Annotated in this window: 12 protein-coding genes and 2 pseudogenes; 6 read left to right on the top strand and 8 right to left on the bottom strand. The window is 62.8% G+C overall.

Features of this window, described 5'->3' with window-relative positions; translation table 11 throughout:
• Positions 1–434: pseudogene (locus PMI02_RS21330) on the top strand (hypothetical protein); the annotation flags it as partial.
• A gap of 420 nt (positions 435–854) precedes the next feature.
• Here PMI02_RS21330 and PMI02_RS21335 read toward each other — a convergent pair.
• The 5 genes from PMI02_RS21335 to PMI02_RS21355 form a co-directional block, all read right to left on the bottom strand.
• Positions 855–1,697, bottom strand: a complete 843-nt coding sequence (locus tag PMI02_RS21335) for a DUF4238 domain-containing protein (RefSeq protein ID WP_007686840.1) — start codon at positions 1,695–1,697, stop codon at positions 855–857.
• Complete coding sequence (locus PMI02_RS21340) at positions 1,690–2,415, bottom strand: hypothetical protein (protein WP_007686842.1); 726 nt, start codon at positions 2,413–2,415, stop codon at positions 1,690–1,692. Before PMI02_RS21340 ends, PMI02_RS21335 begins: the two co-directional genes overlap by 8 nt.
• Before the next feature lie 334 nt (positions 2,416–2,749).
• Positions 2,750–3,313, bottom strand: a complete 564-nt coding sequence (locus PMI02_RS21345; RefSeq protein WP_007686844.1) for a hypothetical protein — start codon at positions 3,311–3,313, stop codon at positions 2,750–2,752.
• 45 nt (positions 3,314–3,358) lie between these two features.
• Complete coding sequence (locus PMI02_RS21350) at positions 3,359–4,003, bottom strand: alpha/beta hydrolase (RefSeq protein WP_007686847.1); 645 nt, start codon at positions 4,001–4,003, stop codon at positions 3,359–3,361.
• 69 nt (positions 4,004–4,072) lie between these two features.
• The gene (locus tag PMI02_RS21355; RefSeq protein WP_369751248.1) at positions 4,073–4,387 is read right to left on the bottom strand and encodes a winged helix-turn-helix transcriptional regulator; all 315 of its coding nucleotides are present in this window, start codon (positions 4,385–4,387) and stop codon (positions 4,073–4,075) included.
• 149 nt (positions 4,388–4,536) lie between these two features.
• On the opposite strand from PMI02_RS21355, the gene PMI02_RS21360 reads away from it, so the two are divergent.
• Positions 4,537–5,271, top strand: a complete 735-nt coding sequence (locus PMI02_RS21360; RefSeq protein ID WP_007686851.1) for an SDR family NAD(P)-dependent oxidoreductase — start codon at positions 4,537–4,539, stop codon at positions 5,269–5,271.
• 266 nt (positions 5,272–5,537) lie between these two features.
• Here the strand turns inward: PMI02_RS21360 and PMI02_RS21365 are convergent.
• From PMI02_RS21365 to PMI02_RS21375, 3 genes and pseudogenes are all read right to left on the bottom strand, one after another.
• A pseudogene (locus PMI02_RS21365) lies at positions 5,538–6,493 on the bottom strand (formylglycine-generating enzyme family protein).
• A 51-nt stretch (positions 6,494–6,544) separates the two neighbouring features.
• Positions 6,545–8,248, bottom strand: coding sequence for a sulfatase-like hydrolase/transferase (locus tag PMI02_RS21370; protein WP_007686855.1), 1,704 nt, complete (start codon positions 8,246–8,248; stop codon positions 6,545–6,547).
• 41 nt (positions 8,249–8,289) lie between these two features.
• On the bottom strand, positions 8,290–11,076 hold the full coding sequence (locus PMI02_RS21375) for a TonB-dependent receptor (protein WP_007686857.1): 2,787 nt from the start codon (positions 11,074–11,076) through the stop codon (positions 8,290–8,292).
• Positions 11,077–11,302: 226 nt separating this feature from the next.
• On the opposite strand from PMI02_RS21375, the gene PMI02_RS21380 reads away from it, so the two are divergent.
• The 4 genes from PMI02_RS21380 (at position 11,303) to PMI02_RS21395 (ending at position 17,911) form a co-directional block, all read left to right on the top strand.
• The gene (locus tag PMI02_RS21380; protein ID WP_007686859.1) at positions 11,303–12,352 is read left to right on the top strand and encodes a LacI family DNA-binding transcriptional regulator; all 1,050 of its coding nucleotides are present in this window, start codon (positions 11,303–11,305) and stop codon (positions 12,350–12,352) included.
• Positions 12,353–12,517: 165 nt separating this feature from the next.
• Complete coding sequence (locus PMI02_RS21385; protein WP_007686861.1) at positions 12,518–14,257, top strand: sulfatase; 1,740 nt, start codon at positions 12,518–12,520, stop codon at positions 14,255–14,257.
• 2 nt (positions 14,258–14,259) lie between these two features.
• The gene (locus PMI02_RS21390; RefSeq protein WP_007686862.1) at positions 14,260–15,495 is read left to right on the top strand and encodes an MFS transporter; all 1,236 of its coding nucleotides are present in this window, start codon (positions 14,260–14,262) and stop codon (positions 15,493–15,495) included.
• A 133-nt stretch (positions 15,496–15,628) separates the two neighbouring features.
• Complete coding sequence (locus PMI02_RS21395; protein WP_007686864.1) at positions 15,629–17,911, top strand: TonB-dependent receptor; 2,283 nt, start codon at positions 15,629–15,631, stop codon at positions 17,909–17,911.
• The last annotated feature ends 24 nt before the right edge of the window (positions 17,912–17,935 follow it).

Below are 17,935 nucleotides of genomic sequence, written 5' to 3' on the forward strand. Positions count from 1 at the left end.
CAGTTGCTGCGCCTGAAGTGCCGGTGACCGGAGACGCATCGCCGGTACCGACCAAGGCATCGAAGCGACCGGCGGCGGCGAAGGGCAGCAAGGCTGTCAGCAAGACTGCTGCGAAGCGGAGCGTTGCCGCTAAGCCGAGTGCTGCCGCTTCGGCCAAGGCCGCTGAAGAAGTCGCCGATGAAGTGACCACCGCGGAGGGCGGGGCAGGCGCGCCCAAGCGGCGCGGTAAGCTCGGTCTGTTTGGTAAGGCGACCGGGCAGGGCGGGGCTCCTAAGTCGGCTGAAACCGGAGCCACAGCCTCCACGGATGCCGCTGCGACCGATGGACCGGCGGAGGCAGCTGCGCCGAAGAAGTCTGCGCCGAAAAAGCGCATGGCGCGGGCACCGAAGTCGGCGCCTTCTAACCCCATCGCCGGCGAGGCGGCGGGCGAGTAGCTGTAAATCGCGGGCGGTGGAGCTATTGGCTTCGCCGCCCGTGGCCCCATCAGGCGGTAGCGCCTCCGACCCGAAGTTCTCACGGTACCGTTGCGGCAGGGACGCCGGAGGTGGGGACGTTCCGGAAAGTCTCCTATCAGGCGCCGACCGCGCCTGGGCCGCCGTTCATTCATCGTGGCCAGAACCAGCGGCACTGTCCGGGGCTGGGACTTTTCGGTCGGTCCGCTTGCGGGCGGCCGAACGCGGAAAGCGGCCCGTCTGGTTCGAAAGTCCGCCGGCACCTATCGCCTAGAAGCGGACCCGCCGTATTCTTCTATTGTCACCCCGGGCTTGATCCGGGGTGAGGGAAGAAAACGGTAGCTAACTACCAGTCGCGGCCGTTTGGCATTCGAGCGCAGTCGCTTGAAAGCAGATTGTCAGTCATTGCCGCCGATTTTTGACAAACCGGCGGCTAGTCGCGTCGCAGGCGTAAACGTACTTTTCCGCCTGTCGGACCGTCGCATCATTTACCCGTGCGACCAACGTAGAGGGCGTCACGCGCGGAAGGCCGTTCGCCAACGCATCGCCGCGCGTGGCGACGAACAGCCTGTTGGGGGCTATCGGCAACGCTACGGCCAAATTCGGATCATCTATCCCGCCCATGAACACGCATGGACGATCGCCTAGCAATAAGTAATGCGACGCTGGCGACGTATCGAGAACCCACCATTTCAGCCGCATCAAAGCATTGCCGATTTTATCGTGGTTCAACAGCGAACCGAAAAGCGACAGGCCGAAATTCTCGATAAGCCCCGGAAACCGTTGTTCGGACCATTCCTCTAACGAAGCGGGATCGTCGCCCGTAGTGAGCTGAACATACTCGTCGGGATTGCTCGCCAGTGATCGGCGTAGTTCGCTGTCGGATTCCGCGACCAAACACCGAACCATGTCGGGATCACGGATGCGAAGCGACATGATGAAACGAACCCACGCTGATCGTTCGTCAACGTCCAATGTCGCCAATTTTCGATCGTAAAGCTTCGTACGGACAAGCGCGGCTTCGCTATCGACTTGCTGCAACATGATCGTTTCAACATCGTGCTTTTTCATGCCCGCGATTTCGTCGCGGGTTAGCGCAAGCATATCGATGGCATACCCCGTGCTTTTCGGCACTTTTCGCGTCGAATGGACTTTGCCGCCGTCGATATGGTGAACCTGCAAAGCGCCATCGTATGCCGAAGTCCAGGGGCGTTGCAGGAATTGCGGAACGTAGTGATTACGCACCGGGAGCCTTGAATATCTCGCTCGCGAACACCTTTTCGAAGCCCTTCACGGAATTAAAGCGTTCGGTCCAGAGTTCGCTGTCTTCGAACGCCTTCGCCATAATTACCGAACTGACTAGGCCGCGATAGAAGTAATTCCAAGCGTCCTGTTCATGGTCTCCGTAAAGCGGGCTGTCGATCATTCCAGCAAGGTGATAGCGCGGGGGATTACCCCCGCACATATCGACGATGCTTACGGAATTGGCGTGGACGTATCCCGAATAAGCCTTGAAGATTTCGCGTCCGTTGGCATCGGCGGTTGACGGATCATCCTGCCCGCCCGCTCGATTGACGTAAGCGCGTATCTTATCGCGCTTCACCATGCCCGCGCCCGGTTCTTCCATCCAAAAATGCTCAAGATACTTCGTATGGTTGTCCGTCCAATCGCCCGTTGAAAGCCCAAGCGTGATGTAAAGAATGTCTTCCGCAATATCGTCGAGCGTACGTTGAATGACGCCCTGTTCCTGCACGAAGCCATTGGACAATAGGAGGCGGATAGCGTGAAGGCCGCTAATCTGGCGTGCGAACTTTTGCAGCAACGCTTGTTGCGGCGTCTTCTCGCGATACCGTAGAACGAAGCCGTCCTTGTACGGTACGCGGACCGGCGGCGGCACTTGGGCCTCTAGCCGCCGAAACGCGGCTTCCATCTGTACTAGAACCTTATCGAACGTATCGTACATTCAACCGCCTTCGGACGCCCCGCCACTGCTGGCACGTCTCGCTAGTGCTGCATCCCGCCCGCCGCGCACGTAAACGGCATGATGCCGCTTAGCAGACTATCCGGCACGATCGGTTCGGCGTCATCCAGCAGGATAGCGTGCGCCATCCGCTGCTCAGAGGCGGTCTTACAATGAATGCCCGCTGTTCCTAATCGGAAAGCGAAAGCCTTCAGCGGATGGGCAGCTACCGGAGCTCGCTCGATGTCTGAGGAACGGCAACCATTGGTCGGATTCTTTCAGCGCAATCTTTTGCATCTTCCGCATTAGAGAGCTGGCCGCTACGCGCAGTGAGGCCCTATCGGACACGTCTTATCTTCTGGGTGATCGCCTTAGCCTCGGCCACGACTTCAAGCCAGTGCCGCTGCTCGTCCTGCGCGTCGGCGAGCGCCCGGTGTACGGGTTGACCATCCGCTCGCCTAGCTTCGACCAGCGCGAGCACGTCGGCGATCTCGATATGCAGTCGATCGGAGGGCACGACGGGCGCCAGAATGTTGCTGGCTGCCTCTGCGTGGGCTTCGTCGGTGTTGCGCAGGCGCAGGGCGTGGCGTGGAAGCTTGGCGGCGCGCAGTAAGGCGCTCAGCCACTTTCCATCCCAGGACGGAGCGCTGGCAAAGAGGTTGTGCCCGGACAATTGGTCGATCATGCGCCGTGCCACCGCATCATGCGGCTCGCCCTCATTCTGCAGTGTCTCGTGCGAGATGCGGTGGATAGCTTCTGCTTCCGCATCCCAGTCGGTCCACTGCAGAGCAGGCTGGATAAGATGGGTCTCACTGGCACCATCCTCGAATACCCATGCGACCTCGATAGGGTAGCTGAGTTTCGCAAGCGAGGAGGCCTCGAAGTCGAGAAAAACGACCATGGGAGAGGAGGTGACGGGTGGTGTAATGGGCTTCACCCTTGCAGATCAGGCCAGGACGCGGCGCGCGAACGCGATCGCAGCGGCGAGGCCGTCCGGTCCCACGCTATGGCCGACGCGCGTCGATACATGGGTCTCGACAGCCACCCCCACCTCGGCAAGTGCGGTCGACGCCAGTTCCATGGAGCGGAATGGGACCACGTCGTCGTCGGTACCGTGAACGAGCAGGACAGGCGGGCGGCTCCGGATGTCCGAGGGTAGTCGTTCAGGCGCAACCAGCATGCCGGAAATGCCGACAATGCCCGCGACGGCGTCGGGCTGCCGAAGTCCGACATGGAGCGCCATCATCGTCCCCTGACTGAAACCGATGAGAAGCAGTCGGTCGCTGCTGAGTCCCGCCTTTTCCAGCTCCGCAGTGATGAAAGCGTCGAGATCCGGCGCCGCTGCGGCCGCTCCCGCTGCACGTTCGGCCATGGAGAAGGTCTCGATCGGCCACCACTGGTGAGCGGCTGCCAAGCCGGGAAGCTGCGACGGAGCATTCGGTGCAACGAAGGCAGCATCAGGCAGCGATGGTTGCATCATGGCGGCGAGCGATATGAGGTCGTCGCCATTCGAGCCATAGCCATGAATCAGCACGACGACCGCCTTCGGCGTCGAAGCGGACAGGGGAGCAAGGCGTGGACCGTCGAGCAAGTGGCTTCCTTCCAAAGGGTGACGGCATTGAGGATGCCGTCCATATTCATCAGTTTTGAGACGTTGGAGTTAGCCGGCCGCGTGCCATTGGTCGCGTTCGGCGAAGATACGCGCGACCTCCGCCATATTGTCAGAACCCCAGTTGCACAGCGGCACGAGCGCATCGGCCAGGCTGCGGCCGAGCGGCGTCAGTGTATAGTCAACGCGCGGTGGAACCTCCTGATAATCCTTTCGCGTCACGATGCCGTCGGCCTCCAGTTCCTTTAGCTGCTGGATGAGCATCTTGTCGCTGACGCCGCGCACAGCGCGCTTGAGAGCACCATAGCGGTTGGGGCCCTGGATAAGGAAATAGATGATGAGCGGCTTCCACTTGCCCGCGATCACGCGGAGCGTGGCGTCGAGGCCGCAGGAGAAGCCAAGGACACAGTCGGGAGATCGGGCTGCCATTTCTTCCTACTTACCAAAAGGTGCATACTTGTCGATATGTAGGTGGACCATCACCTCTGCGCCAGTGTGAAACTGGAGACACGATCATGAACAGACTGGATGGCAAGACCGCAGTGATAACGGGCGGGGGCACAGGTATCGGCCTCGCAACGGCGAAGCGCTTCATCGAAGAAGGTGCGTTCGTCTACATCATGGGACGCAGGCAAGCGCCACTCGACGCCGCCGTCGCCGCGCTGGGACCGAATGCCCGCGCGGTACAGGGGTCGGTGTCCGATCCTGACGACATTGCACGATTCTTCGAGACGGTGAAAGCTGAGCGGGGCACGCTTGATATTGTGTTCGCCAACGCCGGGTTCGGCGAGCTGGTCCCCTTGGGACAGATCACTAGCGACCAGTATGATCGAGTGTTTGACGTCAATGTTAAGGGCGTCCTCTTCACCGTCCAGGCAGCTTTGCCTCTGATGGGGGAGGGTGGGTCGATCATCCTTACCGGATCGACCACGGGCGTCATGGGAACACCGGCGTTCAGCGTCTATAGTGCGAGCAAAGCTGCGGTACGCAATTTCGCGCGCAGTTGGGCGCAGGACCTGCGCGGCACGGGCATCCGTGTGAACGTGCTGTCCCCCGGACCGACGCTGACCGAACTAGCCGAAGAGGCGGTAGGCCGCGACGCGATGATCGAGATGGGGGCGGGCACACCAATCGGACATGTCGGTGCGCCGTCGGAGATAGCCGCAGTGGCGGCTTTCCTGGCTTCATCGGACAGCAGCTTCATGACGGGCAGCGAAGTGTTTGCCGATGGCGGGCTCGCGCAAATCTGATTCTTCACTCGCAAATATCTAGCGACCGGGGAACCTATGGTCTTCCGGTCGCAGTCCCGAACTATGTCCGATAGCAGCTTCGCAAAGCCGAGCCTCTACTCTGATTGCCGCCTCTACCACCGGCATTTCGACGATCTGAAGTCGGCCATTCGAAAGGACGCAGTCACATTAACTGACCGTCCGCTCTTAGGAACGATAAAATAGTCCCTGACCGGCCGGTAAGGGTCGAGGTTGCCTGTTCCCTGATCGTGCCTTGGCTACCGCGATTAAGCGTTCCGTAGAGGCGGATTAGAGCTTCCCCGTATCACGCAGCGAAAGCCGATATGCGTGGTGGATGTGTCAATCATCTCAGGGTGGCGCGCTGCGGGACGGTAGCGCTGGCAGTAGTTCGCCGCACACAGGTGCGAGCCAACCTTTAGAACCTTCCGGCCTATCTCAACTCCGGGTTGGGCTGGATCGAAACTTTCCTTCAACTTGCCTCCGCGCGGGTTGCTGATGCTGCAGCAGGAGCGGGACTTACGGCCGCCCCGGTCAGCCGCTGGTTTTTCGCTCCACCAGTCTCTCGTCCATTCCCACGTGTTTCCGATGATGTCGAATAGCCCGTAGCCGTTCGCCGGATAGGTTCCGACCGGAGAGGTCCGTTCCCATCCGTCGAGCATCTGGTTGGCGAACGGGAAAAGGCCCTGCCGGTAGTTCGCCATCATGGCGTCGCCGGGAGCAAGTTCGTCGCCCCAAGCGTAATCTGCGCCCTCGAGGCCGCCCCGGGCGGCGAATTCAAATTCGGCTTCGGTGGGAAGATCCTTGTTTACCCAACGCGCGTAGGCCTCGGCATCGGAATAGCTGATCTGAACGACCGGATGGTCCCACAGGCCCAGACTATCGATGTCATCGCGCGCGCCTAACGGATGGCGCCAATCCGCACCGAATTCGAAGCTCCACCAGTTGGCCGGGTTGGCTGTGTCGACTGGCGCGGCTGCCCTTTTGAAGACCAGCGATCCCGGGCGGGCCATTTCTGCCGCCATGCCCGGATACTGAGCTGGTCGGGGGCAATCTCGGCCGTAGTCACATAGCTAGTCGCCTTGACAAACGCGGCGAACTGGCGGTTCGTCACCGGTGTTGCATCGATCCAGAATCCGTCGATGCTCACCCGGCGGACCGGGGCCTCTTCGGGGTAGAAGCGCTCGGAGCCCATGCTGAACGTTCCCGAGGGTATCCATACCATTCCATCAGGCGGTGGCGTCATCTGCATACTCGCTTACCAGCAACCGCCATGCTACCTGGAACCGGAAGGGGCAAGAGTTGTAACCCACCCGCGGGGGTTGGCATCGTTTTCCTTCCTAAAGGCCCCGAGTTGCGCGATGAGCCGGGCGGCTTCCTCCGGGTGCTTCGCACTCACGTCATGCGCCTCGTTGTCGAGGTCCAGCGAATAGAGCGACGGCTTGGCGTTGTAGGGCTCCGCGTTGCCGCCCGTCGGCCCGTCGTTCGGAACGATGTCGCGGTACTTGTAATGGCGATCACGAACGCCTGCGAAGTGGCCGGACCAGGTCGTGGTGTAGTAGAGGTAGTCGTGCTTTGTCGCTCCGCCGGCAAGCAAGGGCCGCAGATCCGTGCCATCGATCGTGCGATCGGCGGGCAGCGGAATTCCGAGGGTGTCGAGGATCGTCGGGAAGATGTCGAAGTTCATTCCCATCTCCTGACTGACTGACCCGGGCTTCGTAACGCCCGGCCAGATCACGAAGGCGGGAATGCGCTGGCCGCCCTCGAAGGTCTCACCCTTGCGACCTCGCAGATTGCCAGCGCTGCCGCCCCAGTCGCCGCCGTTGTCGCTCGTGACGATGACGATGGTGTTGTCGTCGAGTTTCAGGTCTTTCAGCGTCTGGAACAGCCGGCCGACGTTGGTATCCAGATCCTCGATGACGTCACCGTAAGTGCCGCCCTCGGAAACGCCCGCATGCTTTGGATTGGGAAAATGCGGGAGGTGCGGCGCGGTATAGGGCACGTAAGCGAAGAAGGGCTTATTCGCGCTCTTGCGAAGGAAAGCGACCGCCTCGTCGGTAATGCGCTCGCTCAGGGTTCCCTGATCGGTCTTCTCGGCAGGCGTGTCGACGACATTGCCTCGCCAGAGCGTCTCCGGCTTCATGTCGTTGCTGTACAGGATGCCGAAATAGTCCCGGAATCCGAAGTCGGTCGGGCGGTGCCCCGGCTGATCGCCCAGATGCCATTTGCCGAAGGCGCCGGTGACATAGCCTGCGCGCGACAGGACCTCGGGCAAGAGGATCTCGTCCTGCGGCAAGGCGTTGGCCCAGCCCAGGCTGCGACGGATCGTAGCCATCGGATGGCTGGAGGGGAAGAAGACGTGGTTTGCAGCATGGGCACGCTCGGGATAGCGGCCGGACAGCAACGCTGCGCGCGATGGCGTGCAGACCGGGGAGGCAGAGTAGAACTGGTCCAGCTTTATGCCACGCTGCGCCACGGCATCGATGTTCGGTGTCTTGATGAGCCGGTTGCCGTAGGAGGACAGGTCGCCAAAGCCCAGATCGTCGAACAGGACGAGCAGAATGTTGGGCTTCTTTCCGGCGATCGGACGGATGGCCTTGAGGTATGCCTGCTTCTGGCTGAGGTGCTCCACGGCGGGCTCACCATGCGCTTGTGCCGCACGTTGCAGGGCGTCGCTGAGTTCCAGTCGCATGGCAAGGCGGTTGCCTGCATGGCCGTGCACCGTGATGGTCTGCAAGGCTGGCCTGAACCCCTGCGCGGTGACGGTGACGGCCACTTCGCCGTTCGGCAGGTCGGCGAGGACCGCGGAGCCATCCTTGCCCGCAGCTTCGTTTCGCAGAAGTTCGGGCACGCTGATGCGTGCTCCCGGCACCGGCTTGCCGTCTGGTCCTTCGACCTGAACCACGACCTCGCCGGCCAGCGCGGATGTACTGGCAAAGGCGGCGGCTATGGCGGCAATACGCGTGAAGGTGGAGCGCATGGTCATTCCTTTCGAGCGGGTGGCGGGCGAGTGGAGGTGCCTCAAAAGCGGAACCTGACGCCGAGCATGTACTGGTGGCCGACGTCATAGTAATCGACCGGCAGCTCCCCGAGGGTAGTGCGGCTCCGGTCGGCGTCGTCCAGCACATTGGTGCCTTGGAAGACGACCGAGATCTGGCTGGTGACGTTAACGGTAACATTGAGGTCGAGATTGCCGCGGGCCTGGGTCGTCACGCCGAGCCCGCCATAGCCGCCGGGAAGGCCAGACGACACGAACTTGTCACGCCAGGTGTACGAAGCGCGCAGCGCGATCCGGCTGTCCTCGTAGAACCCGCTGACGTTGAAGTTGTTCTTCGATGCGGCGGTCAGCACGTCGGGGTCGGAGTTCGAGATGTAGGTGTAGTTCGCCTGCAGGCCGGTATTGGCGAGCGGGCCGGGCAGGAAGGTGAAGACCTGCTGGTATCCCACCTCGAAGCCCTTCAGCGTCACGCCCTTGGCGTTCACCGGCCGCGTGCGCTGGAAGACCTGGTCGCGCAGCACGTTGGTGTTGGTCGATGCCGTATAGAACGTCACCGGCAAGGTGACGGAGTCCGTTTCCGATCGAACGAGGGTCGACAGGTCCTTGGCGAAGAGGGCCAGCGTGACCGAGGTGTCGCGGTTGGGATACCACTCGGCGGTCAGGTCGTAGTTGGTCGACGTGAAAGGCTGCAACTGCGGATTGCCGGCCGTGATCGTATAGTTGCCGCCGCCGCCGCTGACCGTGGTGGAAGGCGAAAGCTGGGTGAGCGTCGGGCGGCTCAGCGTGCGGGAGAAGCCGGCGCGCAGGATAACCTGCGGCGTCACCTCGAAACGCAGGTTCGCCGATGGAAGGAGCTTGGTGTACGAGTTGCTCGCAGCGACCGCGCCTGCCGGGGGCACGGTAACGGTGCCGCCGGTTTCACTCTGCACCACCAGTCCGTTCAGGTCGGGCGCGACGCCGGCGGCGGTCTCCCGGGTGCTGACGATACGCGCGCCGAGGTTGCCAGAGATGCGTTCGTCGCTCGAGGCGAAGTCCAGCTGGGCGTAGGCGGCGAAGATGCGCTCGCGCACATCGACGACGCTGCTGAGGTTTTCCTGTATCGCACCGGGAACGGCAGCGAGCTGCTCGCGGGAGATTGCGGCGAGCAGCGCGCGCGTATCGGAGGCACGCCAGCTGGTGGGGAAAGGCTCGCTGCCGTTGTAGGCGCCGAGGAACCTGCCGCGGCTCGCTTCGACCAACTGGGTGTAGGGACCAAGGCCCCAGCCGCTTGCCTGCACGGTGCTGCGGCTGAGGCCGGCGAGCGAGGCGAGCGCCGATGCCGGGACCACCAGCGTGGTCGCATCCGCGAAGGTCTTGCGCCAGGAGGCGACGCCGCCCACCGAAATCCGACGAATCCAGCCATTGTCGAATTCGCGGCGAAGATCCGCCTTGAATTCGTTGACGCGGTCGTGGGTCTTGCGGTCGAATGCTCCGTTGAGGCTGGCCACGACGCCCTGCGCGGGATCAAGATAGCGCGCCTGCGATTCCGGCGAGAGCGATATGCCGCAGATGTCCTGCCCTGTCTGGCAGCTTTCCGCGACCTGGAAGCGCTGGATCTGCGCCAAGTTCAGGTTGTCGCCAACCTGGTCCGACTTGGAATAGGCGAAACTCACCCCGCCGGACCAGTCGTCATTCCTGAAGTCCGCGCCGAGCTTTCCGTAATAGGTCTTCGCGACGGAATCGTTGATCCGGTCATTTGCCCGCACGTCGGTGTTGGTAAGGCCGATGCTTGTGGCGTAAGGAACGCCATAGGCGAGCTGGGCAGGATCGATGCCGTCGATCGTGGTGAAACGGGTCGACGATGGATCGTACACGCCGCCGGTCGCGCCGGTGAAGATGTGCAGGTTCTCAAGGCTTTCGACCTCGATATCGAATTTGCTATAAAAACCTTCGGCATAAAGCTTCACGCTGTCGGTGGCCTGGAATTCCAGGACACTGGTGAGGACCGTACGCTTGCGATCCTCCCGCGCGATTTCGGTGCGGATCTGGCTGGGAATGTTGAACCGGTCCGCCCGATCGCCGTCGCCGTTCAGATCCTGTCTGAGCGTCGCTTCGGAAGTGACCGCCCAGCCGACATTATTGACACTGTGGGTCTCGGTCCGGTCACGGCTGTAGCCGCCGGCGACAAGAATACCGAGGCGCCCGTCGGCCAGGGTGGTGGAGAACAGCCCCGAGGCTTGCGGCGTCGTCTTGCCGGAGTTGGAATTCCACACTCCGAAGAGGGAGCCGACTGCCGTGGTCTTGCCGAGTTCGAGCGGTCGCACCGTCTTGACATTGATGGTGCCGGCAAGGCCGCCTTCCTGCATCTCGGCGGTTTGCGATTTGGTTACTTCCACGGCGCTGACGAATTCAGTCGGCAGCAGGCGGAAGTCGAAAGCACGTCCGATGTTGCCCCCCGCGCCGCCGCCGCGCAGGTCGACGATCGCGGACGACAGGGTGCTGCCGTTGAGCTGGACGCGTGTGAAATCCGTAGGCAGGCCGCGAATGCTCACGCCTGTGCCTGAACCACGCGTTCGCGTGATCTGGACGCCGGTGATACGCTGGCTGGCATCGGCGACGTTCTCCGTCGGGAACTTGCCGATATCTTCAGAGGTGATTGCGTCGATGATCTGCGCGGCATTGCGCTTCTGGTCGGCGGCGGAGCGCAGGCTGGCGCGAACGCCGGTCACGACAATGTCCTCACCGGTTCCGGACGCGTCCTGCGCCAATGCAGGCGCGGCAAAAAGCGTCGTCGCGCACATCGCGATCGCTGAAGTCAGCGTAGAATTCATTGGTGCCCCCTGTCGGCTGTCAACTTCCCTTGAAGTGGGTCAGCTGACCTCCGGCGATCCGGTGGGCCTTGCCTTTCCGTAGCCTGACAATGAATGTCAGCGCTGACATGATCAGTAGGCGTGCATTGTCTATGATCAAAGTAGAGTATTGCAGGGGGCATGATAGATTTTCTATTAGCGGTCGGGTCGGCGCGGCTATGGCCGCCTGGATGGAGGCCGAGCTACGATGCGCGCTGTGACATTGGAGGACATTGCGGGGATCGTCGGAGTTTCGGCAAAGACGGTGTCGAGGGTCGTCAACAAGGACCCTCATGTGAGCCCCGCGACCCGCCAGCGGATATCGGACGCGATCGAGCAGGCTGGATACAGGCCAAACTTGGCTGCCAGATCCCTTGCCACTGCCCGCTCCAACCTGATCGGCATATTCGTGCCGCCGGCCGGGTCTCACTTCTTCAGCGAACTCGTGCGTTCGGCCATGCGGGCCTGCCGGGAGCATGGCTACAACCTTGCTCTCGAAGAATTCGACGGTCGCCGGGAGAGCGCTGCCGACACCTACAGGCGAGGCCTTCGCCAGCAGCGCTGTGATGGCGTTATTCTTCCCCCCGTAGCCGGGGACGATATGGATTTGCTCGATCTGCTTGATCAGGACGGCGTTCGCTACGTCAGGATATCACCGGCGGCACAGCTTCATCGCTCCTTGTCGATCAACGCCGATCATGCACGCGGCACTGCCGCGGTAGCAGAGCATTTCTGGGCGAATGGTCACCGCAGGTTCGGATTGGTCGCAGCCAATCCAGGCGTGGCATCGGGCAGGATACGGCGAGAATCCTTTATCGGTGCCTTGATGAGCAGGGGCATAGGCCTGGAGGCGATAGAGATCGTCGAGTTTGACAGTCTCGTCGATCAGTGGGGCGGGACGGATTGGTCGTTGATAGACCTCGGACGCCTGGGCGGCCGGCGCCTCCTTGACACCGAGGCGCCCCCAACCGCGATTTTCACCTACAATGACGAACTGGCCGCAGGTGTGGTCGCCGAGGCCCAGGCACTCGGTATTTCCGTTCCGCGAGATCTTTCGGTTGCGGGGTTCGATGACAGCGATGCGGCTCGGCTTTGCTCGCCGGCGCTGACGACCGCCAGACAACCGATCGCGGACATCGCGGCCATGGCCGTGGCGGCCCTGGCAGGTGAACCGCAGATGCCGTATCAGGCGATCAGTTGTCCGGTATCGCTGGTAGTAAGGCAGAGCACGGCGACGGCGCCCATGTCCGGCTTCTGAAACGTCGCCCGTTGGGAGCAGGCCGATGCCCGCCGTTCTCGGAACAAGGATTTCTTTCGCGAGGCATGAACTTATCGAGTGGCCGCCCGTGAAGATCTTCGGCACAGTTCGCCCCTCTCCACCGACGGTCACGCGGCCGAGGTGATCACCTCTTCAGGATCCGATATGAAGAAGAATCTCGTTGCTGCCCAGGCTCTCCTGGGCGCCGCCTGTTTTGCCGCGCTCTCGCTTTGTGCTCCGGCTGCCCTGGCCAAAGACCGTGCCGCGCCCGCTGCCGCATCGGCCAGGCCGGAAGCGCGTCCCCGCAATATCGTGTTCGTGCTGGTGGACGACCTGCGCTACGACGGGCTCGGCTTCCTCCAGCCCGGCCTGCTCAAGACCCCCAATATCGACCGCATGGCGAAGGAGGGGGCCTATTTCCCCAACGCGGTCGTTACATCCTCGCTGTGCAGCCCCAGCCGTGCGACGATCCTGACCGGGCAGACCGCGCGCAACCACGGCATCGTCGACAACAACGACAGTTCCGAGGCGGGCCTCACCTATTTCCCGAGCTACCTGCGGCAGGCGGGCTACCAGACCGCGTTCTTCGGCAAGTGGCACATGGGCGCCAGCACCGACGCTCCGCGCCCCGGCTTCGACAAGTGGGTGAGCTTCATCGGACAAGGCAATTACTGGCCGTCGAAGGTTAATACCGGCCAGTCTTCCCCGAACCTCAACGTGGACGGGAAGACGGTTCCCCAGAAGGGCTATATCACTGACGAACTAACCGATTACGCGATGGACTGGCTGACGAAGGAGCGGGATCCGAAGAAGCCGTTCTTCCTCTATCTCAGCCACAAGGGCGTCCATTCGGATCCGCTGCCGCCGCCTCGCTACGTGCACCAGTACGACAAGGCGAAGTTCACGCTGCCCGCCTCTGCGGCGAACACGCCGCAGAACAATGCGGGCAAGCCGCTGTGGGTGCAGAACCAGCGCAATACCTGGCACGGCATCGACTTCTTCTACAATGCCGACGTGCCGATGACCGAGTACCTCAAGTACTATTATGGCACCCTGTCGGCGATCGACGACAGCCTCGGCCGGGTGATGGACTACTTGCGCAAGAACCACCTGGAGAAGGACACGCTGGTCGTGTTCACCTCGGACAACGGCTACATGATCGGCGAGCATGGCCTGATCGACAAGCGCAACGCCTACGAAGCTTCCATCCGGGTGCCGCTGGTCGTGTGGGAGCCGGGAACGGTTCCGGCGGGCAAGGTGAACTATGGCCGCATCCGCAACCTCGACTTCGCGCCGACCTTTCTTGATATAGCGGGAGCACAGCGCCCACCGCAGTTCGAGGGCACGAGCGCGTGGAAGCTGTGGGAGGGCGTGCAGCCGGTCTCCGCGTGGAAGCCGGGTGACTTCACTTACGAATACTACTGGGAATACAACTTCCCGATGACCCCCACCACGTTCGCCATCGAGCGCGACCGGCTGAAATATATCCAGTACTACGGCGTCTACGACACCGAGGAACTCTACGATCTCAAGTCCGACCCGGACGAGATGCAAAACCTGATCGACGATCCGGCATGGGCTCCGAAGAAGCAGGAACTGCGCCTCGCGCTTTACGACCAGCTGGCCAATTCGGGCGGGAGGCATGTCATTCCTTATGGCAAGCGCACCGCGCAGGGCTCGCTGCGGCGGGGGATCAACGGGTCTCATGCGGCGGACTTCCCGGCCGACTGGTATATCAAGCCGAACCCCGTCGACCGCTTCGACCCGAACATGCCCGATACCCCCGCCAAGCTGAAGGCGCAGGCCGAGGGCAGGCCGCTCGTCTACACCCCGCCGCTGGCCGACGAGTTGAAGCGGCAGATCGACGCCAGCGGCCAGACTTCGGACGAAGCCTCGGAGAAGTGAGAGTGACCACGTTGCTTTCCCCCCGTCGCCGCTGGCTGATCTTCGCGCTGGCGCTGACCGCGGGGGTGCTCAACCTCGTGGACCGGCAGATCATATCGGTGCTCAAGCCGACGATCGCGGCCGACCTCGGCTGGAGCGACGACGACTACGGCACGCTGGCGGCCTGGTTCCAAGGGGGCGCGGCGGTGGGCTTCCTGGCGGCGGGCTGGCTGGTCGACCGGCTCGGCGCCAAGTGGGCCAATGTCGCGGGCGTGGCGGCGTGGTCGGTCATGGCGATGACGCATGGCTGGGCGCAGAGCTTCAGCCAGTTCGTGTTCTGCCGCATCGGCCTTGGCGCGACGGAATCGATGGGTACTCCTTCAGGCGTCAAGACGATCGCCGCGCTGTTTCCACCCGAGTCCCGGTCGCTGGGCTTCGGCCTTTCCAATGCGATGAACAGCCTTGGCGCCATCCTTGCGCCGCTGGCGATCCCACTCGTCGCGCTCGTCTGGGGTTGGCGAGGCGCCTTCGTCGCGGCCGGAGCGGTCGGGCTGGTCTGGGTGCTCGCTTGGCTGCTGGCGTCGCGCGGGGTCGATTTCGGCGACCGTGCGCCCTCCTCTTCGGGCGACGTGCGCTCGGGCGACCGGCTGTTCCTGCTGGAGCGACGCAACTGGACAGTCGCCGTCGGCAAAGTGCTGTCCGATGCGACATGGTGGCTGATGCTGTTCTGGATGCCGGACTATTTCCACCGGCAGTTCGGTCTTTCCGGCACCGATCTGGGACCGCCGCTGGCGCTGGCCTATTGCGGCTCGGCGGCGGGCTCGCTGCTTGCGGGCTATGGCGCCAACGCGATGCTGGCGCGGGGTATCGGCGCCAACCGGACGCGCAAGACGCTCATGCTGGTTTCCGCGCTTTGCGTGGTGCCGGTGCCCCTGGCGCTGCATGTCGATGCTTACTGGGCGGCAGTGGCGCTGCTGGCTCTGGCGCTGGCGGGCCATCAAGGGTTCTCGACCAACCTGTTCGGGCTTATCGCCGACGTCACTCCGCGCGCCAAGGTGGGGCGGGTGACCGGCTTCGGCGCCTTCTGCGGCAACATGGGCGGAGCGGCGATCAGCAAGTTGTCCGGCCTCGTGCTGGCGGCCGGGCTCGGCTACGGGCCGCTGTTCGGCTTCGCGGCGTGTTCCTACCTGCTGGCGCTCGGCTGGATCCAGCTGACCATGCCCGTGATCGTAGCTATCGATGAGCCTCGGGCGGCCTGACGATCCAACCTGCGGGCAGCGGCGAGGACGTTCGGTCGGCGGCTTAGGGGAAGTTTCATAGGGCACGAAAGGAAAACTATCTTTCTCAACCTAAGTGATTGACTATCAGCGCTCCCGTTGCAGGGAGTTTCCGATGACCGATATCTCGTACCGCTTCGTCCGTTATGCATTGCTGGCGTCTGCGGCCGTTTTTCCGATGGTTGCGCAGGCCGAGGAAGCCGCTGAGCCCGCTTCCGGCGAGATCGTCGTGACCGCCCGCTACCGTGACGAATCCATCCAGCAGGTGCCGATTGCGATCACCGCCGTCAGCGGCCAGTCGCTGAACGATCGCGGCATCCACAACCTGCAGGACCTCTCGGCCACCGTCCCCTCGGTCGACTTCCGCACCAGCGCTTCCAACAAGGACCGCTCGGTCTTCGTGCGCGGCGTCGGCACGATCAGCACTTCGCCGGGCGTGGAATCCTCGGTCTCCACGGTGGTCGACGGCGTCGTCCTTTCGCGTCCCGGACAGGCCACGCTGGATGTGGGCGAAGTATCGCGGATCGAGGTGCTGCGCGGACCGCAGGGCACGCTGTTCGGCAGGAACTCCTCGGCGGGCGTCATCAGCGTCGTCACCGCAGCGCCCTCGGACACCTTCCATGCCTATACGGAAGGCACCGCCACCACGGATGAGGAATACCGCCTCAAGGCCGGCGTCACCGGCGCCATCGCCTCCAACGTGACCGCCCGCATCGACGGCCTCTATGCCAATTACGCCGGCAACGTGCGCAACCTCAACACCGGCAGCAAGGTCAACGGCTACGAGCGCTACGGCGCGCGCGGCAAGATCGAGGCACGTCCGACCGAGACGCTCAAGATCACTCTCGCGGGCGACTACCTCCACTCCTACGACGATGCCACCAGCGTCTACACGAGCACGTCGCAGACCGCGTACCCCGCCGGCACCGTCACCACCTCAGCTCCGCTCGGCGCTTTCCTGTCGGGCGTGGGCATCACGCCGAGCGCGTCCAACCGGCAGGCCAGCACCAGCTTCGACACGCATGTCACCGACAAGAACTACGGCGGTTCGCTGACCGGCGAACTGGAACTGGGCGATTATACGGTCACCTCGATCACCGCCTATCGCGAATGGAAGAACCACCAGTTCCAGGACAACGACGGCCTCTCGGCGCTGACCGCGACGTTCCCGCAGATCCACGACGAGGGCAAGCTGGCTTCCAGCCAGTTCTCGCAGGAACTGCGCCTGACCTCGCCCAAGGGCAACTTCATCGATTACGTCGTGGGCGCCTACTACATGCGCGCCAAGACCGACGAGACCTACGAACGTACCGTCACCCGCCTGATCTCCGGCAGTGCGGTTCCTGTCACGGGCGTCGCCGACTACGGCATCCTGAGCAAGAACTACGCGGTGTTCGGCGAGGCGAACTTCAACTTCACGTCGTGGCTGCGGGCCTTCGCGGGTTACCGCTCGATCTGGGACGACCTGAGCTTCTACCATGAGCGTACTTCGACCAACGATCCGACCAATTCCGGGGCGTCGTCGCTCGATATCACCTCGATCCGGGCCTACCATCAGGCGCAGGGTTCGACCTCGCAGCGCGGCGACGCCTACCGCGGCGGCATCCAGGCGGACGTGACGCCCACCACCCACGCCTATTTCACTTACGCGCGTGGCTACAAGGGGCCGGCGTACAACGTCTATTTCAACATGCGCTCGCTCAACGCGACGACGCTGCTGGACGAGATCGTGCTGAAGCCGGAAACCTCGGATTCGTTCGAGGCGGGCATCAAGGGCACCGCGCTTGACCGCAAGATCACGTATGCGCTGGCAGTCTACCAGACCAAGTTCCACAACTACCAGGCGAACTATAACGACGTCGTCGGCGGCGCGCAGGTCACCCGCCTCATCAACGCGGGCACCGTGGAGAGCAAGGGCGTGGAACTGGAGTTCGGCCTGCACCCGATCCCGGGCCTCTCGCTTGACACCTCGCTGGCCTATACCGATGCCAAGGTGGTGCACTTCAACTGCCCGGTCGGCGCGCCCACCAGCTGCGACATAGACGGTGAGCCACTGCCCTTCGCACCGAAGTGGAAGCTCTACAGCAACGCCTCGTACCGCTTCGCGCTGACGGACTCGCTGAACCTGGAAATCCAGAGCGACGTCTCGCTCAAGAGCAGGACGCAGTACTCGCTGACCCAGACCCCGAGCACGGTTCAGCCCGACTACGTGATCTGGAACGCTAGCGTGGCCCTGCTCGGCGCGGACGAGAGCTGGCAGGTGCGCGGCTTCGTGAAGAACATCACGAACCAGAACTATGCGACGCTGCTCGCCAACGGCGCGCTCGCGGGCACCGTCCGGTTCGTCCCGCGCGACGACAAACGCTACGGTGGTATTATGCTGCGCAAAGACTTCTAATGAAAAAGATCCCATGGGCGCGGG

The sequence above is a fragment of the Novosphingobium sp. AP12 genome (assembly GCF_000281975.1).
Taxonomy (GTDB): Bacteria; Pseudomonadota; Alphaproteobacteria; order Sphingomonadales; family Sphingomonadaceae; genus Novosphingobium.